This window comes from Nocardioides carbamazepini (assembly GCF_024614185.1).
Lineage (GTDB): Bacteria > Actinomycetota > Actinomycetes > Propionibacteriales > Nocardioidaceae > Nocardioides > Nocardioides carbamazepini.
The window spans coordinates 151,290-175,250 of the sequence record NZ_JAHTLF010000013.1 but is presented as its reverse complement, the minus strand read 5'-3'; the positions used below and the strand labels follow the sequence as shown (position 1 = coordinate 175,250).

17 protein-coding genes are annotated in these 23,961 nt (G+C 71.7%); 11 read left to right on the top strand and 6 right to left on the bottom strand.

The window, feature by feature from the left end:
- Positions 1–4 precede the first annotated feature (4 nt).
- On the bottom strand, positions 5–1,942 hold the full coding sequence (gene glgB, locus KVF89_RS07735) for a 1,4-alpha-glucan branching protein GlgB (RefSeq protein ID WP_257424656.1): 1,938 nt from the start codon (positions 1,940–1,942) through the stop codon (positions 5–7).
- A 35-nt stretch (positions 1,943–1,977) separates the two neighbouring features.
- On the opposite strand from glgB, the gene KVF89_RS07730 reads away from it, so the two are divergent.
- Positions 1,978–3,228, top strand: a complete 1,251-nt coding sequence (locus KVF89_RS07730; protein WP_257424655.1) for a multidrug effflux MFS transporter — start codon at positions 1,978–1,980, stop codon at positions 3,226–3,228.
- Positions 3,229–3,290: 62 nt separating this feature from the next.
- Here the strand turns inward: KVF89_RS07730 and KVF89_RS07725 are convergent, their stop codons facing one another.
- From KVF89_RS07725 to KVF89_RS07710, 4 genes are read right to left on the bottom strand one after another with little or no spacing between them, the layout of a single operon-like run.
- On the bottom strand, positions 3,291–4,688 hold the full coding sequence (locus tag KVF89_RS07725) for a maltokinase N-terminal cap-like domain-containing protein (RefSeq protein WP_257424654.1): 1,398 nt from the start codon (positions 4,686–4,688) through the stop codon (positions 3,291–3,293).
- Positions 4,685–6,397 carry a maltose alpha-D-glucosyltransferase gene (gene treS, locus KVF89_RS07720; RefSeq protein WP_257424653.1) on the bottom strand — a complete coding sequence of 571 codons (1,713 nt, stop codon included), beginning with the start codon at positions 6,395–6,397 and terminating at the stop codon, positions 4,685–4,687. The genes KVF89_RS07725 and treS overlap by 4 nt, the downstream gene beginning before the upstream one ends.
- A complete protein-coding gene (locus KVF89_RS07715; protein WP_257424652.1) occupies positions 6,394–8,433 on the bottom strand; it encodes an alpha-1,4-glucan--maltose-1-phosphate maltosyltransferase in 2,040 nt (679 codons plus the stop codon). Before KVF89_RS07715 ends, treS begins: the two co-directional genes overlap by 4 nt.
- A gap of 42 nt (positions 8,434–8,475) precedes the next feature.
- Positions 8,476–9,717 carry a molybdopterin molybdotransferase MoeA gene (locus tag KVF89_RS07710; RefSeq protein ID WP_257424651.1) on the bottom strand — a complete coding sequence of 414 codons (1,242 nt, stop codon included), beginning with the start codon at positions 9,715–9,717 and terminating at the stop codon, positions 8,476–8,478.
- 175 nt (positions 9,718–9,892) lie between these two features.
- On the opposite strand from KVF89_RS07710, the gene KVF89_RS07705 reads away from it, so the two are divergent.
- From KVF89_RS07705 to KVF89_RS07660, 10 genes are all read left to right on the top strand, one after another.
- Positions 9,893–11,122, top strand: coding sequence for an NHL repeat-containing protein (locus KVF89_RS07705; RefSeq protein WP_257424650.1), 1,230 nt, complete (start codon positions 9,893–9,895; stop codon positions 11,120–11,122).
- Between the two features lie 254 nt (positions 11,123–11,376).
- Entirely contained in the window at positions 11,377–13,971 is a 2,595-nt protein-coding gene (glgP, locus tag KVF89_RS07700) for an alpha-glucan family phosphorylase (RefSeq protein ID WP_257424649.1), read from the top strand.
- 284 nt (positions 13,972–14,255) lie between these two features.
- A complete protein-coding gene (locus tag KVF89_RS07695; RefSeq protein ID WP_257424648.1) occupies positions 14,256–14,729 on the top strand; it encodes a DUF3830 family protein in 474 nt (157 codons plus the stop codon).
- Between the two features lie 4 nt (positions 14,730–14,733).
- Positions 14,734–15,513, top strand: coding sequence for an IclR family transcriptional regulator (locus tag KVF89_RS07690; protein ID WP_257424647.1), 780 nt, complete (start codon positions 14,734–14,736; stop codon positions 15,511–15,513).
- On the top strand, positions 15,510–16,400 hold the full coding sequence (locus tag KVF89_RS07685; protein WP_257424646.1) for an ABC transporter substrate-binding protein: 891 nt from the start codon (positions 15,510–15,512) through the stop codon (positions 16,398–16,400). Before KVF89_RS07690 ends, KVF89_RS07685 begins: the two co-directional genes overlap by 4 nt.
- A gap of 1 nt (position 16,401) precedes the next feature.
- Complete coding sequence (locus KVF89_RS07680; RefSeq protein ID WP_257424645.1) at positions 16,402–17,358, top strand: amino acid ABC transporter permease; 957 nt, start codon at positions 16,402–16,404, stop codon at positions 17,356–17,358.
- Positions 17,355–18,137, top strand: coding sequence for an amino acid ABC transporter ATP-binding protein (locus KVF89_RS07675; RefSeq protein ID WP_257424644.1), 783 nt, complete (start codon positions 17,355–17,357; stop codon positions 18,135–18,137). Before KVF89_RS07680 ends, KVF89_RS07675 begins: the two co-directional genes overlap by 4 nt.
- A 49-nt stretch (positions 18,138–18,186) precedes the next feature.
- Positions 18,187–19,341 (top strand): trans-sulfuration enzyme family protein, encoded by a 1,155-nt coding sequence (locus tag KVF89_RS07670; protein WP_257424643.1) that lies wholly within the window; start codon positions 18,187–18,189, stop codon positions 19,339–19,341.
- 4 nt (positions 19,342–19,345) lie between these two features.
- Positions 19,346–20,044 carry a thiamine pyrophosphate-binding protein gene (locus KVF89_RS07665; RefSeq protein WP_257424642.1) on the top strand — a complete coding sequence of 233 codons (699 nt, stop codon included), beginning with the start codon at positions 19,346–19,348 and terminating at the stop codon, positions 20,042–20,044.
- Between the two features lie 6 nt (positions 20,045–20,050).
- Positions 20,051–21,700 (top strand): transketolase-like TK C-terminal-containing protein, encoded by a 1,650-nt coding sequence (locus KVF89_RS07660; protein ID WP_257424641.1) that lies wholly within the window; start codon positions 20,051–20,053, stop codon positions 21,698–21,700.
- Between the two features lie 15 nt (positions 21,701–21,715).
- On the opposite strand, the gene glgX is transcribed toward KVF89_RS07660, so the two are convergent.
- Positions 21,716–23,830 (bottom strand): glycogen debranching protein GlgX, encoded by a 2,115-nt coding sequence (gene glgX, locus KVF89_RS07655; RefSeq protein WP_257424640.1) that lies wholly within the window; start codon positions 23,828–23,830, stop codon positions 21,716–21,718.
- Between the last annotated feature and the right edge of the window lie 131 nt (positions 23,831–23,961).

The window sequence follows — 23,961 nt, the reverse complement described above, 5'->3', positions numbered from 1 at the left end:
GGGGTCACCCTACGGGTGCTCGCAACCACAAGGTGGCGAGAGGGGGCACCACGAGATCGGCGTACGCGGGGCTGCCGCCAGGCGCGCCGGACTCCATCGGGCCGGCGGCGCGGGCGTGGATCGTCCCGAGGTTGCCGACCCCGCTGCCGCCGTACGCCGACGCGTCGGTGTTGAGCAGCTCGACCCAGTCGCCGGCGACCGGGAGGCCGAGTCGGTAGTCGTGGGGGACCGCGGCGAAGTTGGTGACGCAGACCAGGTCCGCCGTGCCGGCGTCGCCGGCGCGGCGGACGAAGGAGAAGACGTTGTGGCCGGCGTCCTGGGCGTCGATCCAGGCGAACCCGGCCGGGTCGTTGTCGAGCCGCCACAGGGCCGGCTCCTCGCGGTAGCGGGCGTTGAGGTCGCGGACGAAGTCGCGCACGCCGACGTGGTCGGGCCTGGCCAGCAGCCACCAGTCGAGCTCGCGGGCCTCGGCCCACTCCGTCTCCTGGGCCAGCTCGGTGCCCATCATCACCAGCTGCTTGCCGGGGTGGGCCCACATGTAGGCGAGATAGGCCCGCAGGTTGGCCAGCTGCTGCCAGCGGTCGCCCGGCATCTTGCGCACCAGCGAGCCCTTGCCGTGGACGACCTCGTCGTGGCTGAGGGGGAGCACGTAGTTCTCGGAGAAGGCGTAGACGAGCGAGAACGCCATCTCCCCGTGGTGGTAGGCGCGGTGCACGGGATCGTGCGCGAGATAGCGCAGGCTGTCGTGCATCCAGCCCATGTTCCACTTGAACCCGAACCCGAGCCCGCCGCCCGAGGTCGCCCCGGTGACCCCCGGCCAGGCGGTCGACTCCTCGGCGATGGTCACGATGCCGGGCACCCGCTTGTAGGCCGTGGCGTTGAGCTCCTGCAGGAACTGCACGGCCTCGAGATGCTCGTGACCGCCGTGCCGGTTGGGGGTCCATTCGCCGTCCTTGCGGCCGTAGTCGAGGTAGAGCATCGACGCGACGCCGTCGACGCGCAGGCCGTCGGCGTGGAACTCCTCGAGCCAGTACAGCGCGTTGGCCACCAGGAAGTTGCGGACCTCGGGCCGGCCGAAGTCGAAGATGTGGGAGCCCCACTCGGGGTGCCAGCCGCGCCGCGGGTCCGGGTGCTCGTAGAGCGGCGTGCCGTCGAAGCGGACCAGCGCCCACTCGTCGGTGGCGAAGTGGCCCGGCACCCAGTCGAGGATCACCGCGATGCCGGCGGCGTGCAGCGCGTCGACGAGGCGCCGGAAGCCGTCGGGGTCGCCGAAGCGCGCGTCCGGCGCGAAGTAGCTGGTGACGTGATAGCCCCACGAGCCGCCGAACGGATGCTGCATGACCGGCATCAGCTCGACGTGGGTGAACCCGAGGTCGGCGAGGTACGCCGGCAGGTCGGCGGCGAGCTCGTCGTACGACCAGAACGAGCCGTCGGGGTGCCGCTTCCAGGAGCCGAGGTGGAGCTCGTACGTCGCCATCGGCTCCTGCACCGGTTGCCGGCCCGCGCGGGCGGCGAGCCAGGCGTCGTCCTGCCACACGTGGCTGCTGGTGAAGACCCGGGAGGCGGTCGCCGGCGGCACCTCTGCATGGAAGGCCATCGGGTCGGCCTTGTGGCGCCAGATCCCGTCGGCGCCCTCGACGACGTACTTGTAGGAGTCGCCGGACGCCGCGCCGATGACGAAGGCCTCCCACAGACCGGAGCCGACGGCCGTCATCCGGTGGGCGTTGCCGTCCCAGCCGTTGAAGTCGCCGACGACGCTGACGTTGCGGGCGCCGGGCGCCCAGACGACGAAGCTGGTCCCGGCCTCGTGGCCGGCCGCATCGCCGTCGTGGACGTGGGCACCGAGGGCGTGCCACAGGAGTTCGTGCCGACCCTCCGCGATCAGGTGGAGGTCGACGTCTCCGAGCGTCGATCCGGACGTGCTGCGCTCTACAGGCGGCATCTCGGTGAGTCTAGTCGGTAGGGAATGATGCGCGAGTGAGTGAACGCATCAGCTGGAGATACGCCGTCCTCGTCCCGGGGGTCCTGGCGGCGCTCTCGATGATCGGTCCGTTCAGCATCGACACCCCGTTCCCCGCGTTCCCGGAGATGGGCCGGGAGCTGGGGGCGGGGACCGAGGCGCTCCAGCTGATCGTCACCGTCTACCTCGGATCGTTCGCGCTGATGAGCGTGTTCCACGGCCCGCTCTCCGACGCGCTCGGGCGCCGGCCGGTGATGGTGGCCGGGATCGTGTTGTACGTGCTGGCGTCGCTGGGATGCGCCCTGGCGGACAGCCTCCCGCTGCTCCTCGTCTTCCGGGCCCTGCAGGGCCTGAGCGCCGGCGGCGCCACCATCGTGAGCCGGACCGTGATCCGCGACCTCTTCGACGGCCCGCAGGCGCAGCGGCTGATGAGCCGGGTCGCGGTCATCTTCGGTCTCGCGCCCGCGGTCGGCCCGCTCCTCGGCGGCGTACTGCTCCAGGTGGGCCCGTGGCCGCTGATCTTCGCCTTCCAGGCCGGTGTCGGCGTGCTGCTGGTCCTGGCCGTCGTCTTCCTGCTGCCCGAGACCCATCCGCGTGAGCGCCGGGTGCCGCTGCGCGTCGGCGCCGTCCTCGGCGGCCTCGTCCAGGTGGCGCGCGAGGGCGCCTTCCACCGCCTCGGCTGGGCGACCGCCCTCGTCTTCGGCGCCCAGTTCCTCTACATCGGCGGCGCCGCGGTCTTCGTCGTCGACGTGCTCGGGCAGGGTGAGCTCGACTTCTGGAAGCTGTTCGTCCCGATGATCGGCGCCATGATGATCGGCTCCTGGCTGTGCGGCCGCGCCGCCGGGCGGATCTCCGCCCGTCGTCTGATCTCCTGGGGATGCACCACCTCGTTCGTGGGTGGGGTCGTGGGTGTGGTCGTCGCCGCGACCTCGCTCGGCGACCGGATGCCGTGGGCCGTCGTCGGCGTCTCGCTCATCGCGCTCGGCAACGGCATCGCCTACCCGACCTTCCAGCTGATGCTGCTCGACCGCTTCCCCGCCCGCCGCGGCGCGGTGGTGTCGATGGCCACCTTCATCACCCTCGTCCTCAACGCCGTCACGGCCGTCGCCATCGTGCCCGTCATCGGGCACTCGGCGCTCGGCTTCGCCGTCGCGGCGCTGGTCGGTGTCGGCGCCGGGCAGCTGTGCTGGGCCTGGCACTGCGCCGTCGAGGACCGCGACTGCGCGGTGTCCGGTGTCGGCGACCGGGAGCCGGTCGAGCTGCTGTAGCGGCTGCCTGTGCTGAGTTGGGTGAGTGAGGGTGGTCCATGGCTCACCCTCAGCCACCCGACTCAGCCGGTGGTCAGCCGGGCCACGCCCGCGAGCGGGATCGGCAGCCAGGTCGGGCGGTTGCGGGCCTCGTAGACGCACTCGTAGACCGCCTTGTCGATGACATACGCGGTCAGCAGCGCGCGCGCGGCGGGCCAGAGGGGCTCGCCGCCCAGATAGGCGGCCAGGAACGCCCTGCGGTTGCGGCGGGCCCACTCGTCGGCCCGGACGCCGCGCTGGTGCAGCACGTCGGGGTCCTCCTCGGGCATCGACTCGGCCACGGCGTGCGGCGCGTAGTCGAAGGAGCGCAGCATGCCGGCGACGTCGCGCCAGGGGGAGTCGGGCAGGAGCCGCTCGGCGAGGGGCTTGGCGGGCTCGCCCTCGAAGTCGACGAGCTTCCAGCCGAGCACCGTGCGCAGGGTCTGGCCGAGGTGGAGGTCGCCGTGGATCCGCTGGACGGGTACGTCGCCGAGGTCGGCCACCGCGCGGAAGAGCGAGCGTGCGGCGTCGGCGTACTCCGCGAGCTCGGGGACGACCGCGACCGCGGCGTCGAGCCGCGCGGTCATCGCCGTGGCCAGGGAGGCGCCGGGCAGCTCGCCCGTCGGGAAGGACACACGCAGCTGGCCGTGCACGTCGGCGAGGGCGGTGCCGAGCCGGGCCGCCTCACTGGCGAAGTCGCCGCCGACCTCCTCAGCGTGCAGGTCGGCCTCGGCGAACAGGTCGCGGACGCTGGCCAACGCGAGGTCCCAGCCGTCGCTGGCGGTGCGCAGGAACTGCTGGAGCATCCCGAGCTGGAGGTCCTCGATCTCGATCCAGCCGTAGAGCTGGGCGATGTGCGGCGACCCGACCTCCGTGAGCACCCGGTGCGTGGTGATGTCGGGGTTCTCGCCGGGCGTCACCTTGCGGAACAGCTTGAGCACGGAGTCCTCGCCGAACAGCACCGACGAGTTCGACTGCTCGCCGCTGAACAGGCTGCCCGGCGCGTCGAGGTCGAGCTCGTGCCCGGGCAGCCGCACGAAGCCCGGCCGCTCGCCGAAGGCCCGCAGCAGGTGGGCCATCGCAACACGGTCGTTGGGGGCGTCGTACGCCGGTCGCCCGTCCTCCCCGGAGTCCCCACCCGGTCCACCGCCGGGTCCACCGCCGGGTCCACCGCCCGGGTCCGCGGCGGGCCAGCGGCCGACCAGGGCGTGCTCGAGCCGGTCCTGCGGCTCGTCGTACAGGGCGAGGGGGACCTGGTAGAGATCCCGGTCGCCCGTGTCGTGGTAGGTCACCTCGACCAGCAGCAGCACGAGCTCCGGCGCCGTCCCCAGCCGCAGCAGCTCCCGGGTGCCCGTGACGGCGAACGCGCGTCCCTTGCCGCCGAACCAGCGGCTGCGCTCGAGGAACGGGGCGAGGAACTCGGTGACCTTGGCTGGGCTCACAGCACCGGCCTCCCTGTCGTCTCCGGATCCGTCAACCGGAACCAGTAGAAGCCGTGCCCGCTGAGCGTCAGGAGATACGGGAGCTCGCCGATCCGGGGGAACGGGACACCGCCCAGCAGCTCCACCGGGATGCGTCCCTCGAAGCGCCGCAGGTCCAGCTCCACGGGCTGGGGGAAGCGGGAGAGGTTGTTGACGCAGAGGATGACGTCGTCGTCGGCGTGCTCGCGGACGTACGACAGCACGGTCGGGTTCGAGCCGCCGAGGTCGACGAAGGTGCCGAGCCCGAACGCGTCGTGCTGGCGCCGGATGTGGATCATCCGGCGGGTCCAGTGCAGCAGCGACGAGGGATTCTCCAGCTGGGCCTCGACGTTGACGCTCTGGTAGCCGTAGACCGGGTCCTGGATCGTCGGCAGGTGCAGCTTGCCGGGCGTGGCCGAGGAGAATCCCGCATTGCGGTCGGGTGTCCACTGCATCGGAGTGCGGACGCCGTCGCGGTCGCCGAGCCAGATGTTGTCGCCCATCCCGATCTCGTCGCCGTAGTAGAGCACGGGGGAGCCGGGCAGCGACAGCAGCAGCGCGGTGAACAGCTCGATCTGGTTGGTGTCGTTGTCGAGCAGCGGCGCGAGCCGCCGCCGGATGCCGATGTTGGCCTTCATGCGGGGGTCCTTGGCGTACTCGCCCCACATGTAGTCGCGGTCCTCGTCGGTCACCATCTCGAGCGTCAGCTCGTCGTGGTTGCGCAGGAAGATGCCCCACTGGCAGCCCGCCGGGATGTCCGGCGTCTGGTCCATGATCTCGGAGATCGGGAACCGCGACTCGCGGCGCACCGCCATGAAGATGCGCGGCATCACCGGGAAGTGGAAGGCCATGTGGCACTCCGTGCCGACGAGCTCCCCGGCCTCGTCCTCCTCGGGGCCGAAGTACTCCACGACGTTGCTCGGCCACTGGTTCGCCTCGCACAGCAGGACCCGGCCCGGGTAGTTGTCGTCGACGAAGCGCCGCACCTCCTTGAGGAACGCGTGCGTCTCGGGGAGGTTCTCCCCGTTGGTGCCGGGCCGCTCGTAGAGGTACGGCACCGCGTCGAGCCGGAAGCCGTCGAGCCCCATGTCGAGCCAGAACGCCATCGCCTCGAGCATCGCGTCGCGGACCCGGGGGTTGTCGAAGTTGAGGTCCGGCTGGTGGTGGAAGAACCGGTGCCAGAAGTACTGGCCGCGCACCTGGTCGTAGGTCCAGTTGGACGGCTCGGTGTCGACGAAGATGATCCGCGCGTCCTGGTAGAGCTCGTCGGTGTCGGACCAGACGTAGAAGTCGCCGTACGGGCCGTCCGGGTCGGCGCGGGAGGCCTGGAACCACGGATGCGCGTCACTCGTGTGGTTCATGACGAAGTCGATGATCACCCGGATCCCGCGCTCGTGGGCGGCGTCGAGGAAGGCGTGGAAGTCCTCGACGGTGCCGCACTCCGGGAGGATGTCGGTGTAGTCGGCGACGTCGTAGCCGCCGTCGCGCAGCGGCGAGGTGAAGAACGGCGGCACCCAGAGGCAGTCGACGCCCAGCCACTGCAGGTAGTCGAGCTTCTCGGTCAGGCCCTGGAAGTCGCCGGTGCCGTCGGCGTTCGAGTCGCGGAAGGAGCGGACCAGGACCTCGTAGAAGACCGCGGTCCGGAACCACTCCGGCTCCTCGTTGAGCACAGTGGTCGCAGGGGTGCTCACAGGTGCTCCTTCACGCTCAGGATGTGCGCCGGCTGCGCGGGATCGAGCCGGACGTAGTTGTGCTCGCCCCAGGTCCACTCGCTGCCGCTGAGCTCGTCGCGGACGGTGAACGAGGTGCCGGGCTCCAGGCCGAGCGCGGCCAGGTCGAGGTGGACGGTGGACTCGCGGACCTGGTGGGGGTCCAGGCTGAGCACCACGACCACCCGGTCACTGGACCCGTCGGGGAGGGCGGCCGTCTTGGACCAGCACACGACGTGGTCGTCCTCGGCCCGGTGCAGCCGCAGGTTGCGCAGCAGCTGCAGCGCCGGGTGGGCGCGCCGGATCGCGTTGAGCCGGGTGACGTACGACGCCAGCCCGTTGCCGTTGGCAGTGCTGGCCGCGCTCGCCCAGTCCCGGACCCGGATCTGGTACTTCTCCGAGTCGAGGTACTCCTCGCTGCCCGGGCGCACCGCGACGTGCTCGCCGAGCTCGTAGCCGGCGTACATGCCCCACGAGGGCGAGGCCATCGACGCGAGCACGGCTCGGATCCGGAAGGCGGCCGGGCCGCCGTACTGGAGGAACTCGTGGAGGATGTCGGGGGTGTTGACGAAGAAGTTCGGCCGGATCCGGTGCGCGGACTCCTGGGACACCTCGCGCAGGTAGTCCTCGACGTCGACCTTCTCGGTGCGCCAGGTGAAGTACGTGTAGGACTGGTGGAACCCGATCGCGCCGAGGGTCTGCAGCATCGGCGGCTTGGTGAACGCCTCGGCCAGGAAGAGCACATCGGGATCCGTGCGGCGGACCTCGGCCAGCAGCCACTGCCAGAACGCGACCGGCTTGGTGTGCGGGTTGTCGACGCGGAAGATCCGCACGCCGTGGGCCATCCAGTGCCGCACGACACGCAGCACCTCGGCGGAGATGCCGGCGGGGTCGTTGTCGAAGTTGACCGGGTAGATGTCCTGGTACTTCTTCGGCGGGTTCTCCGCGTAGGCGATCGTCCCGTCGGCGCGGGTGGTGAACCACTCCGGGTGCGCGGCGACCCAGGGATGGTCCGGCGCGCACTGGAGGGCGAGGTCGAGCGCGACCTCGAGGTCGAGTGCCTTGGCTGCGGTCACGAAGGCGTCGAAGTCCTTGATCGTGCCGAGGTCGGGGTGCACGGCGTCGTGGCCGCCGTCCTTGCTCCCGATCGCCCAGGGGGAGCCCTTCCAGTCCGGGGGCGCGGGCTCGCCCTCGGGCAGCACGGCGTTGTTGGGACCCTTGCGGTTGACCTCCCCGATCGGGTGGATCGGCGGCAGGTAGACCACGTCGAAGCCCATCGCCGCGACCGCGGGCAGGCGCTCCGCGGCCGTGCGGAAGGTGCCGCTGACGACCTCGCCGGTGGCGGGGTCGTAGGTCGCGCCCTCGGAGCGGGGGAACAGCTCGTACCAGCTGCCGAAGAGGGCGCGCGAGCGGTCGACGAACACCGGGAACGGGCCCTCGACGGTGAGCAGGTCGCGCAGCGGGTGGGCGGTGAGCACCGCGGCGAGCTCGGGCGACTCGAGCTGGGCGAGCCGCGCCTCCGCCGGTCGCGCCGTGTCGCCGGCGGCGGTGATCGCGGCCCGGAGCGTGGCCTTCTCGGCCTTGCCGAGACCGCCGGCCGCGAGGACGCGGTCGAGCAGCAGCCGGCCCTCGGCGAACATCAGCTCGACGTCCATGCCGGCGCGGACCTTGATGCCCGCTGCGTGCTCCCACGTGGCGATCGGGTCGGACCAGGCGTGGATCTCGAAGGACCACGCGCCCTCGGCGTCGGCGGCGACCCAGGCCTCGTAGCGGTCGACCGCGTGCCGGTCGCGTGGCGGGAGCGGGCTCATCCGCACCGGAGGTCGTCGTACGCCGTCGGGGGTGAGGAGGACGACCTCGGCGCCGAGGCGGTCGTGTCCCTCGCGGAACACGGTCGCGCTGACCGGGAAGGGCTCACCCAGACTTGCCTTGACCGGGAGGCGATCGCCCGACCCGGGGTGGCTGGTGCCGGCCGCGAGGACCGGCTCGACGTCGATCACGGGGATGCGTCCGACCATGACCCGAACCTATCGAGTCCGGCGCTGTCGCCCTAGTCGGAACTAGTCCGACGTCAGGTCCCACACCTCCACCGTGTCGCCAGCGGCGAGGAGAGCGCCGTCCGCGGGCAGGTCGATCAGGGCGTCGGCGCCGGCGAACCAGCCCAGGAAGCCGGAGCCCGGGGGGCCCCACGGCCGCACGGTCCCGGTGATGCGGTCGAGCCGGGCCCGGCGCAGCTGCCGCTTGCCGCGCAGTGGCTCCAGGGGCTCGGTGAGCGTCGCGCGGACCACCGAGCGCTGCGGCCGGGGGTGTCCGAACGCCAGGCGGAGCGCCGGGCGCACGAAGACCTCCCACGAGGTGAGCGCGCTGACGGGGTTCCCGGGCAGGCAGACCACCGGGACGCCGTCGACGAGCCCGGAGCCCTGTGGCATCCCTGGCTGCATCGCGACCTTGACGAACTCGATCCCCCGCGGGCCGAGCCCGTCCTTGACCACCTCGTAGGCGCCGGCGCTGACGCCGCCCGAGGTGATCACCAGGTCGACGTCGCCCGCGGCCAGCTCGCCGTCGAGGAGCGCGAGGAAGGTGGGGACGTCGTCCTCGACCCACAGCTTGCGCACCGCGACGCCGCCGGACTCCTCGACCGCCGCGGCGAGCAACGCCCCGTTGGCGTCGCGGATCTGGCCGGAGCCGGGAGCGGGATCCTCGGCGAGCTCGGAGCCGGTCGACACGATCAGCACCCGTGGCCGGCGTCGTACGACGACGTCGTGGATGCCGAACGCGGCGAGCACGCCGAGCTGGGCCGGCCCGAGCGTCGTCCCGGCGGCCAGCACCTGCGCCCCGGCGGCGACGTCGGAGCCGGCGGTGCGCACGAAGCGCCCGACCGGGCGGGCCTCCCGGATCTCGACCGTCTCCGTCCCCCCGTCGGTCACCTCGACCTCGACCACGGCATCGGCACCCATGGGGACGGCGGCACCTGTCATGATCCGGCGGACCGTGCCGGGCACCAGCTCGCCCACGGGCGCACCCGCGGGAATGTCCTCGCCGACCGGTAGCCGGACCGGCGTGCCGGAGGTCGCGGACGCGACCTCGGCCGCGCGGACGGCGTACCCGTCCATGCCGGAGTTGTCGAACGCCGGCAGCGGCTCGGGCGCGATCACCGGCTCGCCCAGCACCCGCCCGCGGGCCCGGTCGAGCGGCACCGTCTCCGTGGGCCAGGGCCGGTCGGGCCCACGGCCGGCGGCGAGGAGGGTGGCGACGTGGCGCTGGTGCTCGGGCACGGGGCGGAGGGGGGTGCGCGTGCTCATCGCGACCAGCCTAGTGCTGTGGCGGCGACGCCGTCGGTTGCAACGGCGTGCCCGGGCCGCGACTGGTGACGGACGGAAGGTTGACGACGGACAGAAGGGGGAAGACGGCGACCGAGCAGACAGACCCGGGACAAGATCCTGGGAACAGGGGGAAGACATGCAATTTTCTCGACGGATGGGTATGGGTGTGGTCGCGGGGCTCGTGGTGGGCGTCGTGCCGGTGGCGGTGCCGCCGGCGGCCCTGGCCGACCCGGCAGCGATCGGGTACGCGTACGAGCGGGAGTGGCTCTACTCCACCAACGCGTCCGAGGTGCCCGACTCGGTGGCGGTCGACGCGAGCGGCCGGGTGTTCCTCATCGGCGGGACCGGCGACGACGGCAGCGTGGTCCGAGCCTACGACGCCGGTGGCGGCCTGCAGGCGTCCTGGAAGATTCCGGAGGGACCCACCGGGGACATGACGGTGGATGGCGCGGGCAATCTCCGCATCTCCGACTATGCCGGTCTGTCGTCGGGCACACCCGGGGTCATGGTGTACAGCCCGGCCGGGTCCTTCCTGCGCCGCTATGGCATGGCGCCGGGCGAGAGCGCGGGAGGCATCGGTCTGGCGCCCAACGGTCGCACCTATGTGGCGAGTCCGACCACCGACCAGGTCGTGATCTTCAATGCCGACGGGTCCCGGTACAAGGCTTTCGGTGGCTCCGGTGCCGGGCCCGGGCAGCTGGACAGTCCGTGGGCACTCGACGTGGCTCCGGATGGCAGCGTGGTCGTCGGTGACTTCGGGAACGATCGGATCTCGGTGTTCAGCGCCGAGGGTGGTTTCCTGCGCAGCTTCGGCCAGTCCGGCTCCGGCCCGGGACAGTTCGTGGGTGGGCCACGCGACCTCGAGGTGCGCGACGACGGGCTCGTCGTCGCCTCCGATGTGACGAACCGGGTCCAGGCCTTCCGGCTCGACGGCGCCTATGTCGGCACCATGACCGCGACGACGAAGCGCGCCGGCGTCGCCATGCGGGACATCCAGGGTCTTGGGTTCGGGCCCGGCCGCGTTCTCTACGTGGCCGGCACCCTCTACCCCTTCGAGAACGGCGTGGCGCGCTATGTCCTGGCCGGGACCGGGACCGGAGTGGCCAAGGTGAAGGCGCCCAAGAGCGGGGTGGCGATGAAGCGCAAGCGGCTCACCTTCCGCGTCAAGTGCGTCAGCGCGGCGCCGTGCGCCGGCCAGTTGAGCGTGCGGGCCAAGGGCAAGACGATCACCAAGGCCAAGGCCTACGCAATCCCTGCGGGGGCGACGAAGAAGGTCAAGGTCACGGTCACCAAGAAGGGATTGAAGGTGATCCGCAAGAAGCCCACGACCAAGGCGGCCGTCAGCGTCACGGGCTCGTCCAAGAAGGTCAAGATCCGGCGCTGACCGGCCGTGTGGACGGCCTCCGTGGCGATCGCTCGCCACGGAGGCCCGGAGTCGACCACACACGACGGGCAGGGCGGCCCCCATGACTCCACCCCGCCCGTCTGTACCGGCACAACGGAGCTGGGCACGTCGGCGTTACGCGAAACCCGGGGTCGCGTCTATCCGGCGGAGGACGCGGGTGAGGAGACCGGCGGAGGAGGAGCGAGGGGCCCGGGCTCTTGGATCGTTCAAGTCCGATTGGCTACCGTCGGTCCATGCGTGCGATCCGGAGATTCACGGTCCGCCCCGTCCTGCCCGACGCGCTCGCCTCGCTGGGCGAGCTCGCGGCCAACCTGCGCTGGTCCTGGCACCCGCCGACCCAGGCGCTGTTCGAGGCGGTGGACGCCGGGCTCTGGCAGGACGTCGGACACGACCCGCTGCGGCTGCTCGGCGAGGTGGCTGCCGAGCGGTGGGCCGAGCTGGTCGCCGACGAGGACTACGTGCGCCGCGTCGCCGACGTGCGGGCCGACCTGGCGGCGTACCTCGCCGAGGACCGCTGGTACCAGCGCGCCCGCGCCGCCGAGCCGGACCGCACCTGGCCGGAGTCGATCGCCTACTTCTCGCCCGAGTACGGCATCACGGCCGTGCTGCCGCAGTACTCCGGCGGCCTCGGCATCCTCGCCGGCGACCACCTCAAGGCCGCCAGTGACCTCGGCGTGCCTGTCGTCGGCGTCGGTCTGCTCTACCGCCACGGCTACTTCAAGCAGGCGCTCTCCCGCGACGGCTGGCAGCAGGAGAGCTACCCGCTCCTCGACCCCGACGGGCTGCCGCTCTCGCTGTTGCACGAGCAGGACGGCAGCCGGGCCACGATCGCCATCCGGATGCCCGACGGTCCCGACCTGCTCGCGCGGATCTTCGTGGCGTCGGTCGGCCGGGTGCCGCTGCTGCTCCTCGACACCGACGTCGAGGAGAACCCCGAGGCCTACCGACTCGTCACCGACCGGCTCTACGGCGGCAACACCGAGCACCGCCTGCGCCAGGAGCTGCTCCTCGGCGTCGGTGGCGTCCGCGCGCTGCGTGCCTTCTCCCGGATCACCGGCGCGCCCGAGCCGGAGGTCTTCCACACCAACGAGGGCCACGCGGGCTTCCTCGGCGTGGAGCGGATCCGCGAGCTCACCGCCGACGGCGACGGGGGACAGGTGGACTTCGCCACCGCCCTCGAGGCAGGCCGCGCCTCGACCGTGTTCACGACCCACACGCCGGTGCCCGCGGGCATCGACCGCTTCCCGCGCACCCTCGTCGAGCAGTATCTCGGCGAGCACGGTGCCACTCCCGGCGTCCCGGTCGACCAGGTGCTGAGCCTCGGCGCCGAGGACTACGACGGCGGCGACCCCGGCGTCTTCAACATGGCGGTGATGGGCTTCCGGCTCGCGCAGCGCGCCAACGGCGTCTCGCAGCTGCACGGCCAGGTGAGCCGTGGCATGTTCAACGGCCTGTGGCCGGCCTTCGACGAGGCCGAGGTGCCGATCGCCTCGATCACCAACGGCGTGCACGCGCCCACCTGGGTGGCTCCCGAGGTCGTGGCGCTCGCCGAGGCGCAGGGCGCCGACTACCACGGCGACGACGCCACCGCGTTCTGGGCGGCGTTCGACAAGGTGCCCGGCACCGACGTGTGGCGCACCAAGCGACGGCTGCGCGAGCGGCTCGTCGACGATGCCCGGCGCCGGCTGCGCAAGTCGTGGGAGAAGCGCGGTGCCTCGCCGGCCGAGCTGGGCTGGATCGACGACGCCCTCGACCCCGACGTGCTGACGATCGGCTTCGCGCGCCGGGTGCCGTCGTACAAGCGACTGACGCTGATGCTGCGCGATCCCGCGCGGCTCAAGGCGCTGCTGCTGCACCCCGAGCGCCCGGTCCAGCTCGTCGTCGCGGGCAAGGCGCACCCGGCCGACGACGGCGGCAAGCGGCTGATCCAGGAGCTGGTCCGGTTCGCCGACGCCGAGGACGTGCGCCACCGGATCGTCTTCCTGCCCAACTACGACATCGCGCTCGCGCAGCCGCTCTACCCGGGCTGCGACGTGTGGCTCAACAACCCGCTGCGTCCCTACGAGGCCTGCGGCACGTCCGGCATGAAGGCCGCGCTCAACGGCGGGCTCAACCTGTCGATCCTCGACGGCTGGTGGGACGAGTGGTACGAGCCGGAGTTCGGCTGGCCGATCCCGTCCGCCGACGGCCTGGAGGACTACTCGGACAAGCGCGACGACCTGGAGGCCGCGGCCCTCTACGACCTGATCGAGAACGAGGTCGCCCCGCGCTTCTACGACCACGACCACGAGGGCGTGCCGGCCGGCTGGGTGGAGATGCTGCGCCACACCTGGGCGAGCCTGGGACCGAAGGTGCTCGCGACCCGGATGGTCCGCGACTACGTCGAGCAGCTCTACGCCCCCGCGGCGCGCAACGCCCGGGCGCTGGCCGCCGTCGAGAACGGTGCCCGCGACCTCGCCGCGTGGAAGGCCCGGGTCCGGTCCGCGTGGCCCGGGGTCCGGGTCGAGCACGTCGAGGCCGAGGGCATCGGCGACGTCGCCGAGGTCGGCGCGGTCCTCCACGTCCGCTCCTACGTCGCCCTCGGGGAGCTCGCGCCGCACGACGTCGAGGTGCAGCTGGTCCACGGCCGCGTCGACGCCGAGGACGACATCGTCGCCGCGTCCGTCGTACCGCTCGCCCTGGTCGAGTCGTACGACGGCGGCCGGCACCGCTTCGACGGCGAGGTCGCCCTCGGGCACTCGGGCCCGTTCGGCTACACCGTGCGGGTCCTCCCCGCGAACCCGCTCCTCGTCGCGCCCGCCGAGCTGGGGGTCGTCGCCCTCGCCTGACCCGGCGCAGACTGAATCCCGTACGCCGCCGACCCGGCGGAGAGTGAACGAACGCAGTTCAATCTCCGCCGGGTCGGCGCGTTTTCGAGCTCAATCCGGGCCGGGTCGCGCCCCTCTCGGGGCAGCCCGCGCCGCCCGGTGTTTCGGCGCCGTGACTTTTGCCTTACGAGTGCCGACGAGTTGCCTCCGGGCCCTTCCGCTGCGCGCCGTCGAGGTCTATGGTCCAGATCACATCGTGCGCATATCGCACAGGTGTTTCGCACAGTGAAACAAGGATGGGATTCATGACGCTGATCGACATCGAGTTCACGGGCCAGGGCAAGACGTTCCAGGCCGCGCTGCTCGAGGAGTCCGCACCGCAGACGTGCACGGCGATGCAGGCGATGCTGGGCGACTCCGTCACCGGCACGAGCTACCACTCGATCTACTCCGGCCAGGAGTTCTACGTGTACTGCCCGCCGGTCGACCTGCCCCTGGAGAACCACGTGGTGTGGCCCAAGCGCGGCCAGATCGTCTACTACTTCTTCCCCGAGAACATGTACTCCGGCATGCACGTCCACGCGGACCGTGTCCAGGGGGACGGCGCCGAGATCGCGCTCTGGTACGGGCACGGCGACCTGCGGATCGTCACCGAGACCGGCATCCGCGGGAACCTCTTCGCCGAGGTGCTCCCCGAGCAGCTCGACGACTTCTACGCGGCCGGCGACCACATCCTCGCCCACGGTCGCGAGGACATCGTGATCCGGATGGCGGGCTGACGCCATGCCGCGCTACGAGGTCGAGGGCGTCCAGAAGGCGATCCTGCTGCTGCGTGCCCTGGCCCGTGCGGACCGGCCGCTCGGGGCCTCGGACCTCGGCCGCGAGCTCGGCCTCGGGCGGTCGACGGTCTTCCGTCTCCTCTACACGCTCCAGCTCGACGGCATGGTCCGGCAGGACGAGGAGACCAAGAAGTACCGCCTCGGCCCCGACCTCGCCGCTCTCGGCCGGGCCGCCAGTGACGACTTCGACCTGCGGCGCGAGGCGCGACCCGCGATGGAGAAGCTGGCGGCGGCGGTCAACCTGCCGGTCTTCCTCAACGTCCCCGGCGCGGCCGACGTCATCTGCCTCGAGCACGTCGCGAGCCTGAACGTCGTCGAGCTGTACGGCCGCGCCGGCTCGACCCTGCCCTACCACGCGTGCCCGTCGGGCTACGTGCTGCTCGCCTTCGGTCCGCCGGAGCGCCTGGAGCAGGTGCTCGCGGGACCCCTGACCCACCATGCCTCCGCCACGCCGGACGCCGACGCGCTGCGCGCCCTCGTCGAGGAGGTACGCCGCACCGGCGTCGCCTACGGCCGTGACGACCTCGACGAGGGGGTGTCCTCCCTGGCCGTCCCGCTCTTCGACAGCCATGGCCACCCGCTCGCCTCGCTCGGCCTCGCCGGCTTCTCGGTCGCCTTCGACGACCGGCTCGACGAGCTCACGGACCGCCTGCGGGCGGCCGCCGCCCAGATCTCGGACAACCCACACCCAGCAGTTGGCCCCTCACCTGGAGACCCGCAATGAACCGAAGCCGCACCCGCACCCGCCTCCCCGTCGCTCTCGCCGTCGCGTCGCTGCTCGCCCTCGCGACCGCCTGCGGCTCCTCCGACACGAAGCAGGACGAACCCGACCCCTCCGCGGTCGTAGCCGACCTGCGCGACAAGCTGCCGGACGCCGTGAAGAAGTCGAACCAGATCAAGGTGGCCACGTCGATCTACCCGCCCGTCGACTTCTACGAGAAGGACGGCAAGACGCTCACCGGGTTCGACCACGACCTGATGGAGCAGGTCGCGAAGCGGCTCGGCGTCACGATCGACTGGAACGTGATCGACTTCGCCGCCATCATCCCCGGCATCCAGTCCAAGCAGTACGACTTCGCCACCGACCTCAACGACACCGCCGAGCGCGAGGAGATGGTCGACTTCGTCACCCAGTTCCGCGACGGCACCTCGATCCTGGTGGAGAAGGGCAACCCCGAGGGCCTCAGCGACCTGGACAGCCTGTGCGGGAAGACGGTCGCGGTCACCAAGGGCAGCACCCAGGTCGCCCTGGTGAAGACCCAGAACGCGGGCTGCTCCGAGCCGATCGAGATGCTCCAGCTCCCCGACGACCCCGACGCCATGCTGGCGATGCGCAACGGCCGGGCCGACGCCTACCTCGTCAACACGCTGGCCGGCTCCTACGCCGTCAACACCGCGGGCCAGGACGGCTTCGAGGTGCTCGAGGGCGTCTACGACGAGGTCTTCGCCGGACTCGCGTTCCCGAAGTCCTCGACCGAGCTGCGTGACGCGGTCCAGGCCGCGCTGCAGTCGCTCATCGACGACGGCACCTATGCCGAGGTGATGAGCACGTACGGCCTGGACAACAACATGATCGACAAGAGCGTGGTCAATGCCGTCGGCAGTCAGTGACATGACCACGTCGACAGGCACGACGGGTACGCCGCCCGGCGGGCCGGGCGGGGGCGCGGGGGAGGCGGCCGAGGAGATCCGTGCCGTCCCGGTGCGTCACCCGGGACGGATGGTGGCCGGCGCCGTGCTGGTGCTGCTGATCGTCTGGCTGGGGATCACCGTCGCCGGCAACGAGGAGTTCGACTTCGGGGTGATCCCCGACTATCTCTTCGATCCGGTGATCCTCGACGGGGTCCGGCTGACCCTCGTGCTGACCGTCGTGTCCATGGCCTTCGGGCTGGTCATCGGCGTCGTCGCGGCGATCGGCCGGCTCTCGGACAATCCGGTGCTGCGCTGGACCGCCGGCGCGTACATCTGGCTGTTCCGGGGAACCCCGGTCCTGGTCCAGCTCGTGTTCTGGTTCAACATCGGCATCGTCTTCCCGACCCTGGGGATCACGATCCCCTTCACCGACGTCAGCCTCTTCTCGGTCGAGTCGAACACCGTGGTCACGCCGCTCAACGCCGCGATCCTCGGGCTCGGCCTGAACTCCGGTGCCTATATCGCCGAGATCGTGCGCGCCGGCATCACCTCGGTGAGCCGCGGCCAGGTCGAGGCGGCCTCCGCGCTCGGGCTCGAACCGCGCCGGACCATGCGCCGCATCGTCCTGCCGCAGGCGATCCCGGTCGCCGTACCGCCGTTGGGCAACGAGTTCGTCAGCATGCTGAAGTACTCCGCCCTGGCGAGCGTCATCGCGGTCCAGGAGCTCCTCGGCTCGGTCGAGACGATCTACTCGGTCAACCTGCGCACGCTCGAGCTGCTGGTCGTGGCCAGCATCTGGTACCTCGCGCTGACCACGCTGTTCTCGTTCCTGCAGTCCCTGCTGGAGCGGCGCCTCGCCCGCGGGCGCAGCGGCATCGCGACCGTGCGCTCCCGCCGCGCGCGAACGCCGCGGCGTCCCCGGAAGGCGGTCGCATGAGCACCCCCACCGTCGCCAGCGTCCCGGCCGTCTCGGCGCGGGCGATCCGCAAGAGCTACGGCAGCAACGAGGTGCTGCGCGGGATCGACCTCGAGGTCGGCCCCGGCCAGGTCCAGGTCATCGTCGGCCCGTCCGGCAGCGGGAAGTCGACGTTCCTGCGCTGCATCAACCACCTGGAGCGCATCGACAGCGGACGGCTGTACGTCGAGGGCGACCTGGTCGGCTATCGCGAGCACCGCGGCCGGCTTCACGAGCTGCGCCCGCAGGAGGTCGCCCGCCAGCGCGCCCGCACCGGCATGGTGTTCCAGCACTTCAACCTGTTCGCGCACATGACGGTCACCCAGAACGTCATCGAGGCGCCTCGGCACCTGCGCGGGCTCACGAAGCGCGAGGCAGTCGAGCTCGCTCACGACCTGTTGCGTAAGGTCGGTCTCGCCGACAAGGCCGACGCCTACCCGGCCGAGCTGTCCGGCGGCCAGCAGCAACGGGTCGCCATCGCCCGCGCACTGGCGATGGAGCCGCGGTTGATGCTCTTCGACGAACCGACCAGCGCGCTCGACCCCGAGCTCGTCGGCGACGTCCTCGACGTCATGCGCGGTCTCGCCGAGGGCGGCATGACCATGGTCGTGGTCACCCACGAGATGGGATTCGCCCGCGACGTCGGCGATGCGCTCGTCGTGATGGCCGACGGCCAGGTCATCGAGCAGGGCCCGCCGCGCGACGTCCTGGCGAACCCCGCCACCGAGCGCGCAGCCAAGTTCCTCGCCCGGGTCCACTGACCCGGCGCCCCTCCGCACACCCCCTCACACGCTAGGAAGTAGTCCCTCCATGACCACCGCATCCTTCGGTCCGAACACGCTCTCCATCCACGCCGGCGAGGCGACCGATCCGACGACGAACGCGCTGAACACCCCGATCTACCAGACCGCGACCTTCGCCTTCGACAGCGCCGCGGAGAAGGAGGACGCGGTCGACCGGGCGCTGGAGTGGGAGCCCGGCGTCTTCTTCTACAGCCGCACGGGCAACCCCACGACGTACGCGCTGGAGCAGAAGCTCGCGGCGCTGGAGGGCGCCGAGGACGCCGCCGTCGGCGCCTCCGGAATGGCCGCCTGTGCGACGGCACTGCTCGCGGTCCTCGAGACGGGCGACCACTGCATCGCCTCGGCCGACCTGTTCGTCATCACCCGGGTGCTGCTCGACGACGTGCTCAGCGCGCGCGGCATCGAGGTCACCCACGTCGACGTCACCGACCTCGACGCCGTGGCCGCGGCGGTGCGCCCGAACACCAAGGCGCTCTTCATCGAGTCGCTGTCGAACCCGCACATGGACGTCGCCGACCTGCCGTCGCTCGCCGCGCTCTCGCGGGAACATGGCCTGGTCTTCGTGGTCGACAACACCTTCCTCTCGCCGCGGCTGCTGCGTCCACTGGAGCACGGAGCCGACCTCGTGGTGCACTCGGCGACCAAGTGGCTCGGCGGCCACGGCGACGCGGTGGCGGGCGTCGTCGCCGGCCGCAAGAGCCTCGTCGACAAGGTCCGGTTCAACCTCGACGCGCTCGGCGCCGCCGTCAGCCCCTTCAACTCGTGGCTGATCCTGCGCGGGATGCGGACCCTCGGCCTGCGGATGAACGCGAGCAGCACGAACGCCCTCGCCGTGGCGCAGTTCCTCGAGTCCCGGCCCGAGGTCGCCCTGGTCAGCTACCCGGGCCTGCCCTCGCACCCGCACCACGATCTCGCCCGCAAGCTCCTGCCCGACGGCTACGGCGGGATGATGGCGATCCGGCTGCACGGCGACGCCGACACCATGGGCCGGTTCGCCGCGGCGCTCGAGCTCTCCGCGATCGCCGTCAGCCTCGGCGACGTGCACACGCTCGTCTATCCGATGCCGAAGCGGGACAACCTGATCCGCCTCTCCATCGGGTGCGAGGACACCGTGGACCTGATCGCCGACTACGCCCAGGCGCTGGACGCGAGCGCGGGGTGAGCCGATGACCACCTCGCCGCTCGCCGCCATCCCCGCCGACTCCCCCGCCGACACGCCCGCCAGCACTCCGAACGCCGACGAGCTGGCCGTGCTCCGCGAGCTCGCGCGCCGGGTGCTGTGGCTCTCCACGGCGATGGTCGACACGGCCAACCACGACCGGCCGGACCCCTCCGGCCTCAAGGTCGGTGGCCACCAGGCGTCGTCCGCCTCCATCGTCGACATCATGGTCGCGCTGTGGTTCCACGAGCTGACCGCGCTCGACCGGGTCTCGGTCAAGCCGCACGCCTCTCCGGTGCTGCACGCCATCAACTACCTGCTCGGGCACCTCGACCCGTCGTACCTCACCCGGTTGCGGGACAAGGGCGGCCTGCAGAGCTACCCGAGCCGGCTCAAGGACCCCGACCCGGTGGACTTCTCCACCGGCTCGGTCGGGATCGGGGCGACCGCGCCGCTGTGGGCGGCGCTGGCGCACCGCTACCTGCGCTCGCACTCGCCCGCGACACCCCCGGCCGGCCGGTTCATCAGCCTCCTCGGCGACGCCGAGCTCGACGAGGGAGCGGTGTGGGAGGCGATCGCCGACCCCGCCGTGGGCCAGCTCGGCGAGGTGCTCTGGGTCGTCGACCTCAACCGGCAGTCCCTGGACCGCGTGGTGCCGGACATCCAGGCCGAGCGCCTGCGGGGCATGTTCGCCGCGGCCGGGTAGCAGACGATGACGCTCAAGTGGGGACGACGGATCTCGGCGCTGTTCGAGCGGCGCGGCGGCCCCGACCTGCGCGCCCGCCTCGAGGCCATGCCCAACGAGGAGTACCAGCGGCTGCTCCGGGTCCCGCCCGCAGAGCTGGTCGAGCGGGTCACCGGGGCGGACCCGTCGCCGGAGCTGCGCGAGCTCGTGACCGCGCTCGCTCCCGACGAGCTCGCCGCCGCCGTCCGCGACCTCGGCGGCCACGACCTGGGCCTGCTCATCGACGCCTTCGCCCAGGTCGACCCCCACCGGCCCACGGTCGTCTTCGCGTACACGATCAAGGGACGGGGCCTGCCCACCGAGGGCCATCCCGCCAACCACTCCGCGCTGCTCACCCCCGAGCAGATGCGTGCCCTGGCGGCTTCGTGCGGGATCGGCGTCGAGGACCGATGGGCCGCGCCGACGCCGGAGTCGGCGGCAGGGAGACTCGCGCTCGAGCGTGGCCGCGCACTGCGTCGTACGACGCTGGAGGTGGGGGATCCGGCCCCGGTCCCCGTCGAGCTGGGCCGTCCGTTCCGCAAGCCGATCTCGACCCAGGCGGCGCTCGGCCGGATCCTCGCCGATCTCAGCCGCGACGCCCCGGAGACCGCCGCGCGGGTGGTGACGTGCAGCCCCGACGTCGCCTCCTCCACGAACCTCGGCGGCTGGATCAACAAGCGCGGCGTCTGGGCGGCACGCGAGCGCCAGGACTGGTTCTCCGACGACCCCGACCGCCTGCTCCGCTGGGCGGAGGCGGACACCGGTCAGCACATCGAGCTCGGGATCGCGGAGGTCAACCTGGTCTGCCTGGCCGCCGAGCTCGGCACGACCTGGAGCCGGTGGGGCCGGCCATTGATCCCGATCGCGACGCTCTACGACCCGTTCGTCGCGCGGGCCCTGGAGCCGTGGTCGTACGGCATCTACTCCGGCGGCCAGTCGATCCTGGTCGGCACCCCCTCCGGCGTGACGCTCGCCCCGGAGGGCGGCGCACACCAGTCGATCACCACCCCGTCGATCGGGCTCGAGCAGCCGGGATGCGTCGCGTGGGAGCCGGCGTTCCCGCAGGACCTCGAGTGGTGCCTGCTGCACGCCATGGGACGGATCGGCCGTCCGGACGGGACATCGTCGTACTTCCGGCTGTCGACGCGGCCGCTCGACCCCGCCCTGGCAGGGCTCCCCGAGGAGCCGGCGCTGCTCGCCCGGCGGCGGCGCCAGGTGATCGCGGGCGGCTACCGGATCGGTTCCCCGCATGCGGACGGCGACGAGGTCACCCTGGTCGGAGTCGGCGCGATCATGCCCGAGGTCATCGACGCCGCCCGGACGCTCGAGCGGCTCGGCCGGCGCGCCGGGGTGATCTGCCTGACCAGCCCCGACCTCGTCTTCCGCGCGTTCCAGGAGGGGCCGGACAGCGGCATCCTCGGGGAGCTGCTGCCGGCAGCCCACCCGGCTCCGCTGGTGACCGTGCTCGACGGGCACCCGCACACCCTCGCCTTCCTCGCGGGTGTGCGCGGCGACCGCACGCGCAACCTCGGGGTGGTCGACTTCGGCCAGTCCTCCGCGCTCGCCGAGGCCCAGGCGCTCCACGGCATCGACGCGCACGCGATCGTGGACGCGGCGTTGACCCTGGTCGGGGCCTGAGGCAGCGCCCGGCGATCAGCCCGCAGCCCGCTCCGACTCCTGCATGACCACCACGCTGCGCGCACCGATGCTCAGCCGGGCCCCGACGGTCACCTCGGTGCCGTCGGGCAGGCCCGGATCGGTCGAGAGGACGACGGAGCCGGAGTGCACCCAGTCGTTCTCGGGCAGGTGCACCTCGACCGGGTCGGCTCCGGCGTGGAACCAGATCAGGAAGGACGTGTCGATCTGCTGCTCGCCGCGTGGGCCGGGCTCGCGCAGGGGCTTGCCCGACACGAACATCCCGATCGTCCGCAGCCCGGAGTCGTGCCAGTCGTCGTCGGTCATCTCGCGACCCGACGGGTGCAGCCAGGCGAGGTCCTTGGGCCCGCCGACGATGGCGGGCCGGCCCTCGAACCAGTGCCGCTGCCGCAGTGCGTGGTGCTCGCGCCGCAGCCGCAGCGCCGCCCGGGTCACCTCGTACACGTCGAGCCAGGCGCCGGGCTCGCCGTCGGCTCGCCAGTCGACCCACGAGATCTCGTTGTCCTGGCAGTAGGCGTTGTTGTTGCCCCGCTGGGTGCGTCCCCGCTCGTCGCCGGCGGTGAGCATGGGCACGCCGTTGGACAGGCACAGCGTCGCCATCAGGTTGGCCGCCTGCCGCCGGCGCAGCGCCAGCACGGCCGCGTCGTCGGTCTCGCCCTCGACGCCGTGGTTCCAGGACCGGTTGTTGTCGGTGCCGTCGCGGTTGTCCTCGCCGTTGTCGTCGTTGTGCTTGTGGTCGTAGGACACCAGGTCGCGGACCGTGAACCCGTCGTGGGCGGTGACGAAGTTGACCGAGTTGTAGGCCGAGCGGCCGTCGTCGGCGTAGAGGTCCGAGGAGCCGGCGAGCCGGGTCGCGACGGCGTGGAGGCCGTCGGAGCGGCCGCGCCAGTAGTCGCGGATCGTGTCGCGGTACTGGTCGTTCCACTCCACCCAGGGCGGAGGCATGCCGCCGACGAGGTAGCCGTCCATCGAGACGTCCCACGGCTCGGCGATCAGCTTCACGTGGCGCAGCACGGGGTCCTGGCCGATCGCGATGAGCAGCTTGGACGCCATGTCGACGGGGATGCCTTCGGGACCGGCGGTGCGGGTCAGCGCGGACATCAGGTCGAACCGGAACCCGTCGACGTGCATCTCGGTGACCCAGTACCGCAGCGAGTCGAGGATCAGCCGCAGCGCCAACGGGTCCTCGGAGTTCACCGTGTTGCCGCAGCCGGTCACGTCCCAGTACGTGTCGTCGTACCCGTCCGCCGACGGCACCCGGCGGTAGAAGCCACGGTCGTCCAGCCCCCGGAAGGAGTACGTCGGCCCGTCGGCCCCGGCCTCCGCGGTGTGGTTGTAGACGACGTCGAGGATCACCTCGATGCCGGCGGCGTGCAGGGAGCGCACCATCTGCTTGAACTCGGTGACCTGACCGCCCCGGTCGCCCGCCGAGGAGTACGACGCGTCGGGGGCGAAGTAGCTGATCGGGTTGTAGCCCCAGTAGTTCACGGTCCCGCGCTCCAGCAGGGCGGGCTCCGAGAAGAACTGCTGCACGGGGAGCAGCTCCACGGCGGTGATCCCGAGGTCCTGGAGATACTCCGTCACGACCGGGTGCCCTAGCCCGGCGTACGTGCCCCGGAGCTCCTCGGGGATCCGGTCGTGCAGCTTCGTGTAGCCCTTGACGTGCAGCTCATAGATCACGGTGTCGCGCCAGCGCCGTCGCATCGGGGCGTCGTCGCCCCAGTCGAAGGCCGGGTCGACGACCACGCTCTGCGCCGCGCCCTCGATACCGGCGACCGCGAGGCCGTACGGGTCGAGCAGCAGCGTGTCCGGGTCGAAGCGCAGCCCCTCGTCGGGCTCCCACGGGCCCTCGACCCGGAAGCCGTAGCGGGTGCCGGGGGAGACGTCCGGCACCGCGCCGTGCCAGATGCCGAGCGACTGCTCGGTGAGAGGGAGCCGCCGCTCGCCGTCGCCGGCCTCGTCGTCGTACAGGCACAGCCACACGCCGGTGGCCGCGGGGGAGTGGACCGCGAAGTTGGTCGACTCCGGCGACCAGCTGGCGCCCAGGGGCCAGTTGCGGCCGGGCCACAGCGGGGCCTGCTCTCCGAGGGTGCGCCAGAGGCCGGGGGTCACCCGGCCCATTGTGCCCAAGCGTGTCGACACGCCCAGGGCGCGCCCAGCTGGCGGGTTCAGGTGACCGCGCGGTCCGGACGCGGCAGAATGCGGGTCGGGGGTCCAGGGCCACAGGGCCGGAGCCGATGACG

Excerpts from the sequence above, each read along its gene's own strand:
- KVF89_RS07675 (WP_257424644.1), top strand. The coding sequence starts at position 17,355 with ATGAGCACCCCCACCGTCGCCAGCGTCCCGGCCGTCTCGGCGCGGGCG.
- KVF89_RS07690 (WP_257424647.1), top strand. The coding sequence starts at position 14,734 with ATGCCGCGCTACGAGGTCGAGGGCGTCCAGAAGGCGATCCTGCTGCTG.
- KVF89_RS07710 (WP_257424651.1), bottom strand. The coding sequence starts at position 9,717 with ATGAGCACGCGCACCCCCCTCCGCCCCGTGCCCGAGCACCAGCGCCAC.
- KVF89_RS07695 (WP_257424648.1), top strand. The coding sequence starts at position 14,256 with ATGACGCTGATCGACATCGAGTTCACGGGCCAGGGCAAGACGTTCCAG.
- KVF89_RS07660 (WP_257424641.1), top strand. The coding sequence starts at position 20,051 with ATGACGCTCAAGTGGGGACGACGGATCTCGGCGCTGTTCGAGCGGCGC.
- KVF89_RS07715 (WP_257424652.1), bottom strand. The coding sequence starts at position 8,433 with ATGGTCGGACGCATCCCCGTGATCGACGTCGAGCCGGTCCTCGCGGCC.
- KVF89_RS07685 (WP_257424646.1), top strand. The coding sequence starts at position 15,510 with ATGAACCGAAGCCGCACCCGCACCCGCCTCCCCGTCGCTCTCGCCGTC.
- KVF89_RS07705 (WP_257424650.1), top strand. The coding sequence starts at position 9,893 with ATGGGTATGGGTGTGGTCGCGGGGCTCGTGGTGGGCGTCGTGCCGGTG.
- KVF89_RS07670 (WP_257424643.1), top strand. The coding sequence starts at position 18,187 with ATGACCACCGCATCCTTCGGTCCGAACACGCTCTCCATCCACGCCGGC.
- glgB (WP_257424656.1), bottom strand. The coding sequence starts at position 1,942 with ATGCCGCCTGTAGAGCGCAGCACGTCCGGATCGACGCTCGGAGACGTC.
- KVF89_RS07680 (WP_257424645.1), top strand. The coding sequence starts at position 16,402 with ATGACCACGTCGACAGGCACGACGGGTACGCCGCCCGGCGGGCCGGGC.
- glgP (WP_257424649.1), top strand. The coding sequence starts at position 11,377 with ATGCGTGCGATCCGGAGATTCACGGTCCGCCCCGTCCTGCCCGACGCG.
- KVF89_RS07665 (WP_257424642.1), top strand. The coding sequence starts at position 19,346 with ATGACCACCTCGCCGCTCGCCGCCATCCCCGCCGACTCCCCCGCCGAC.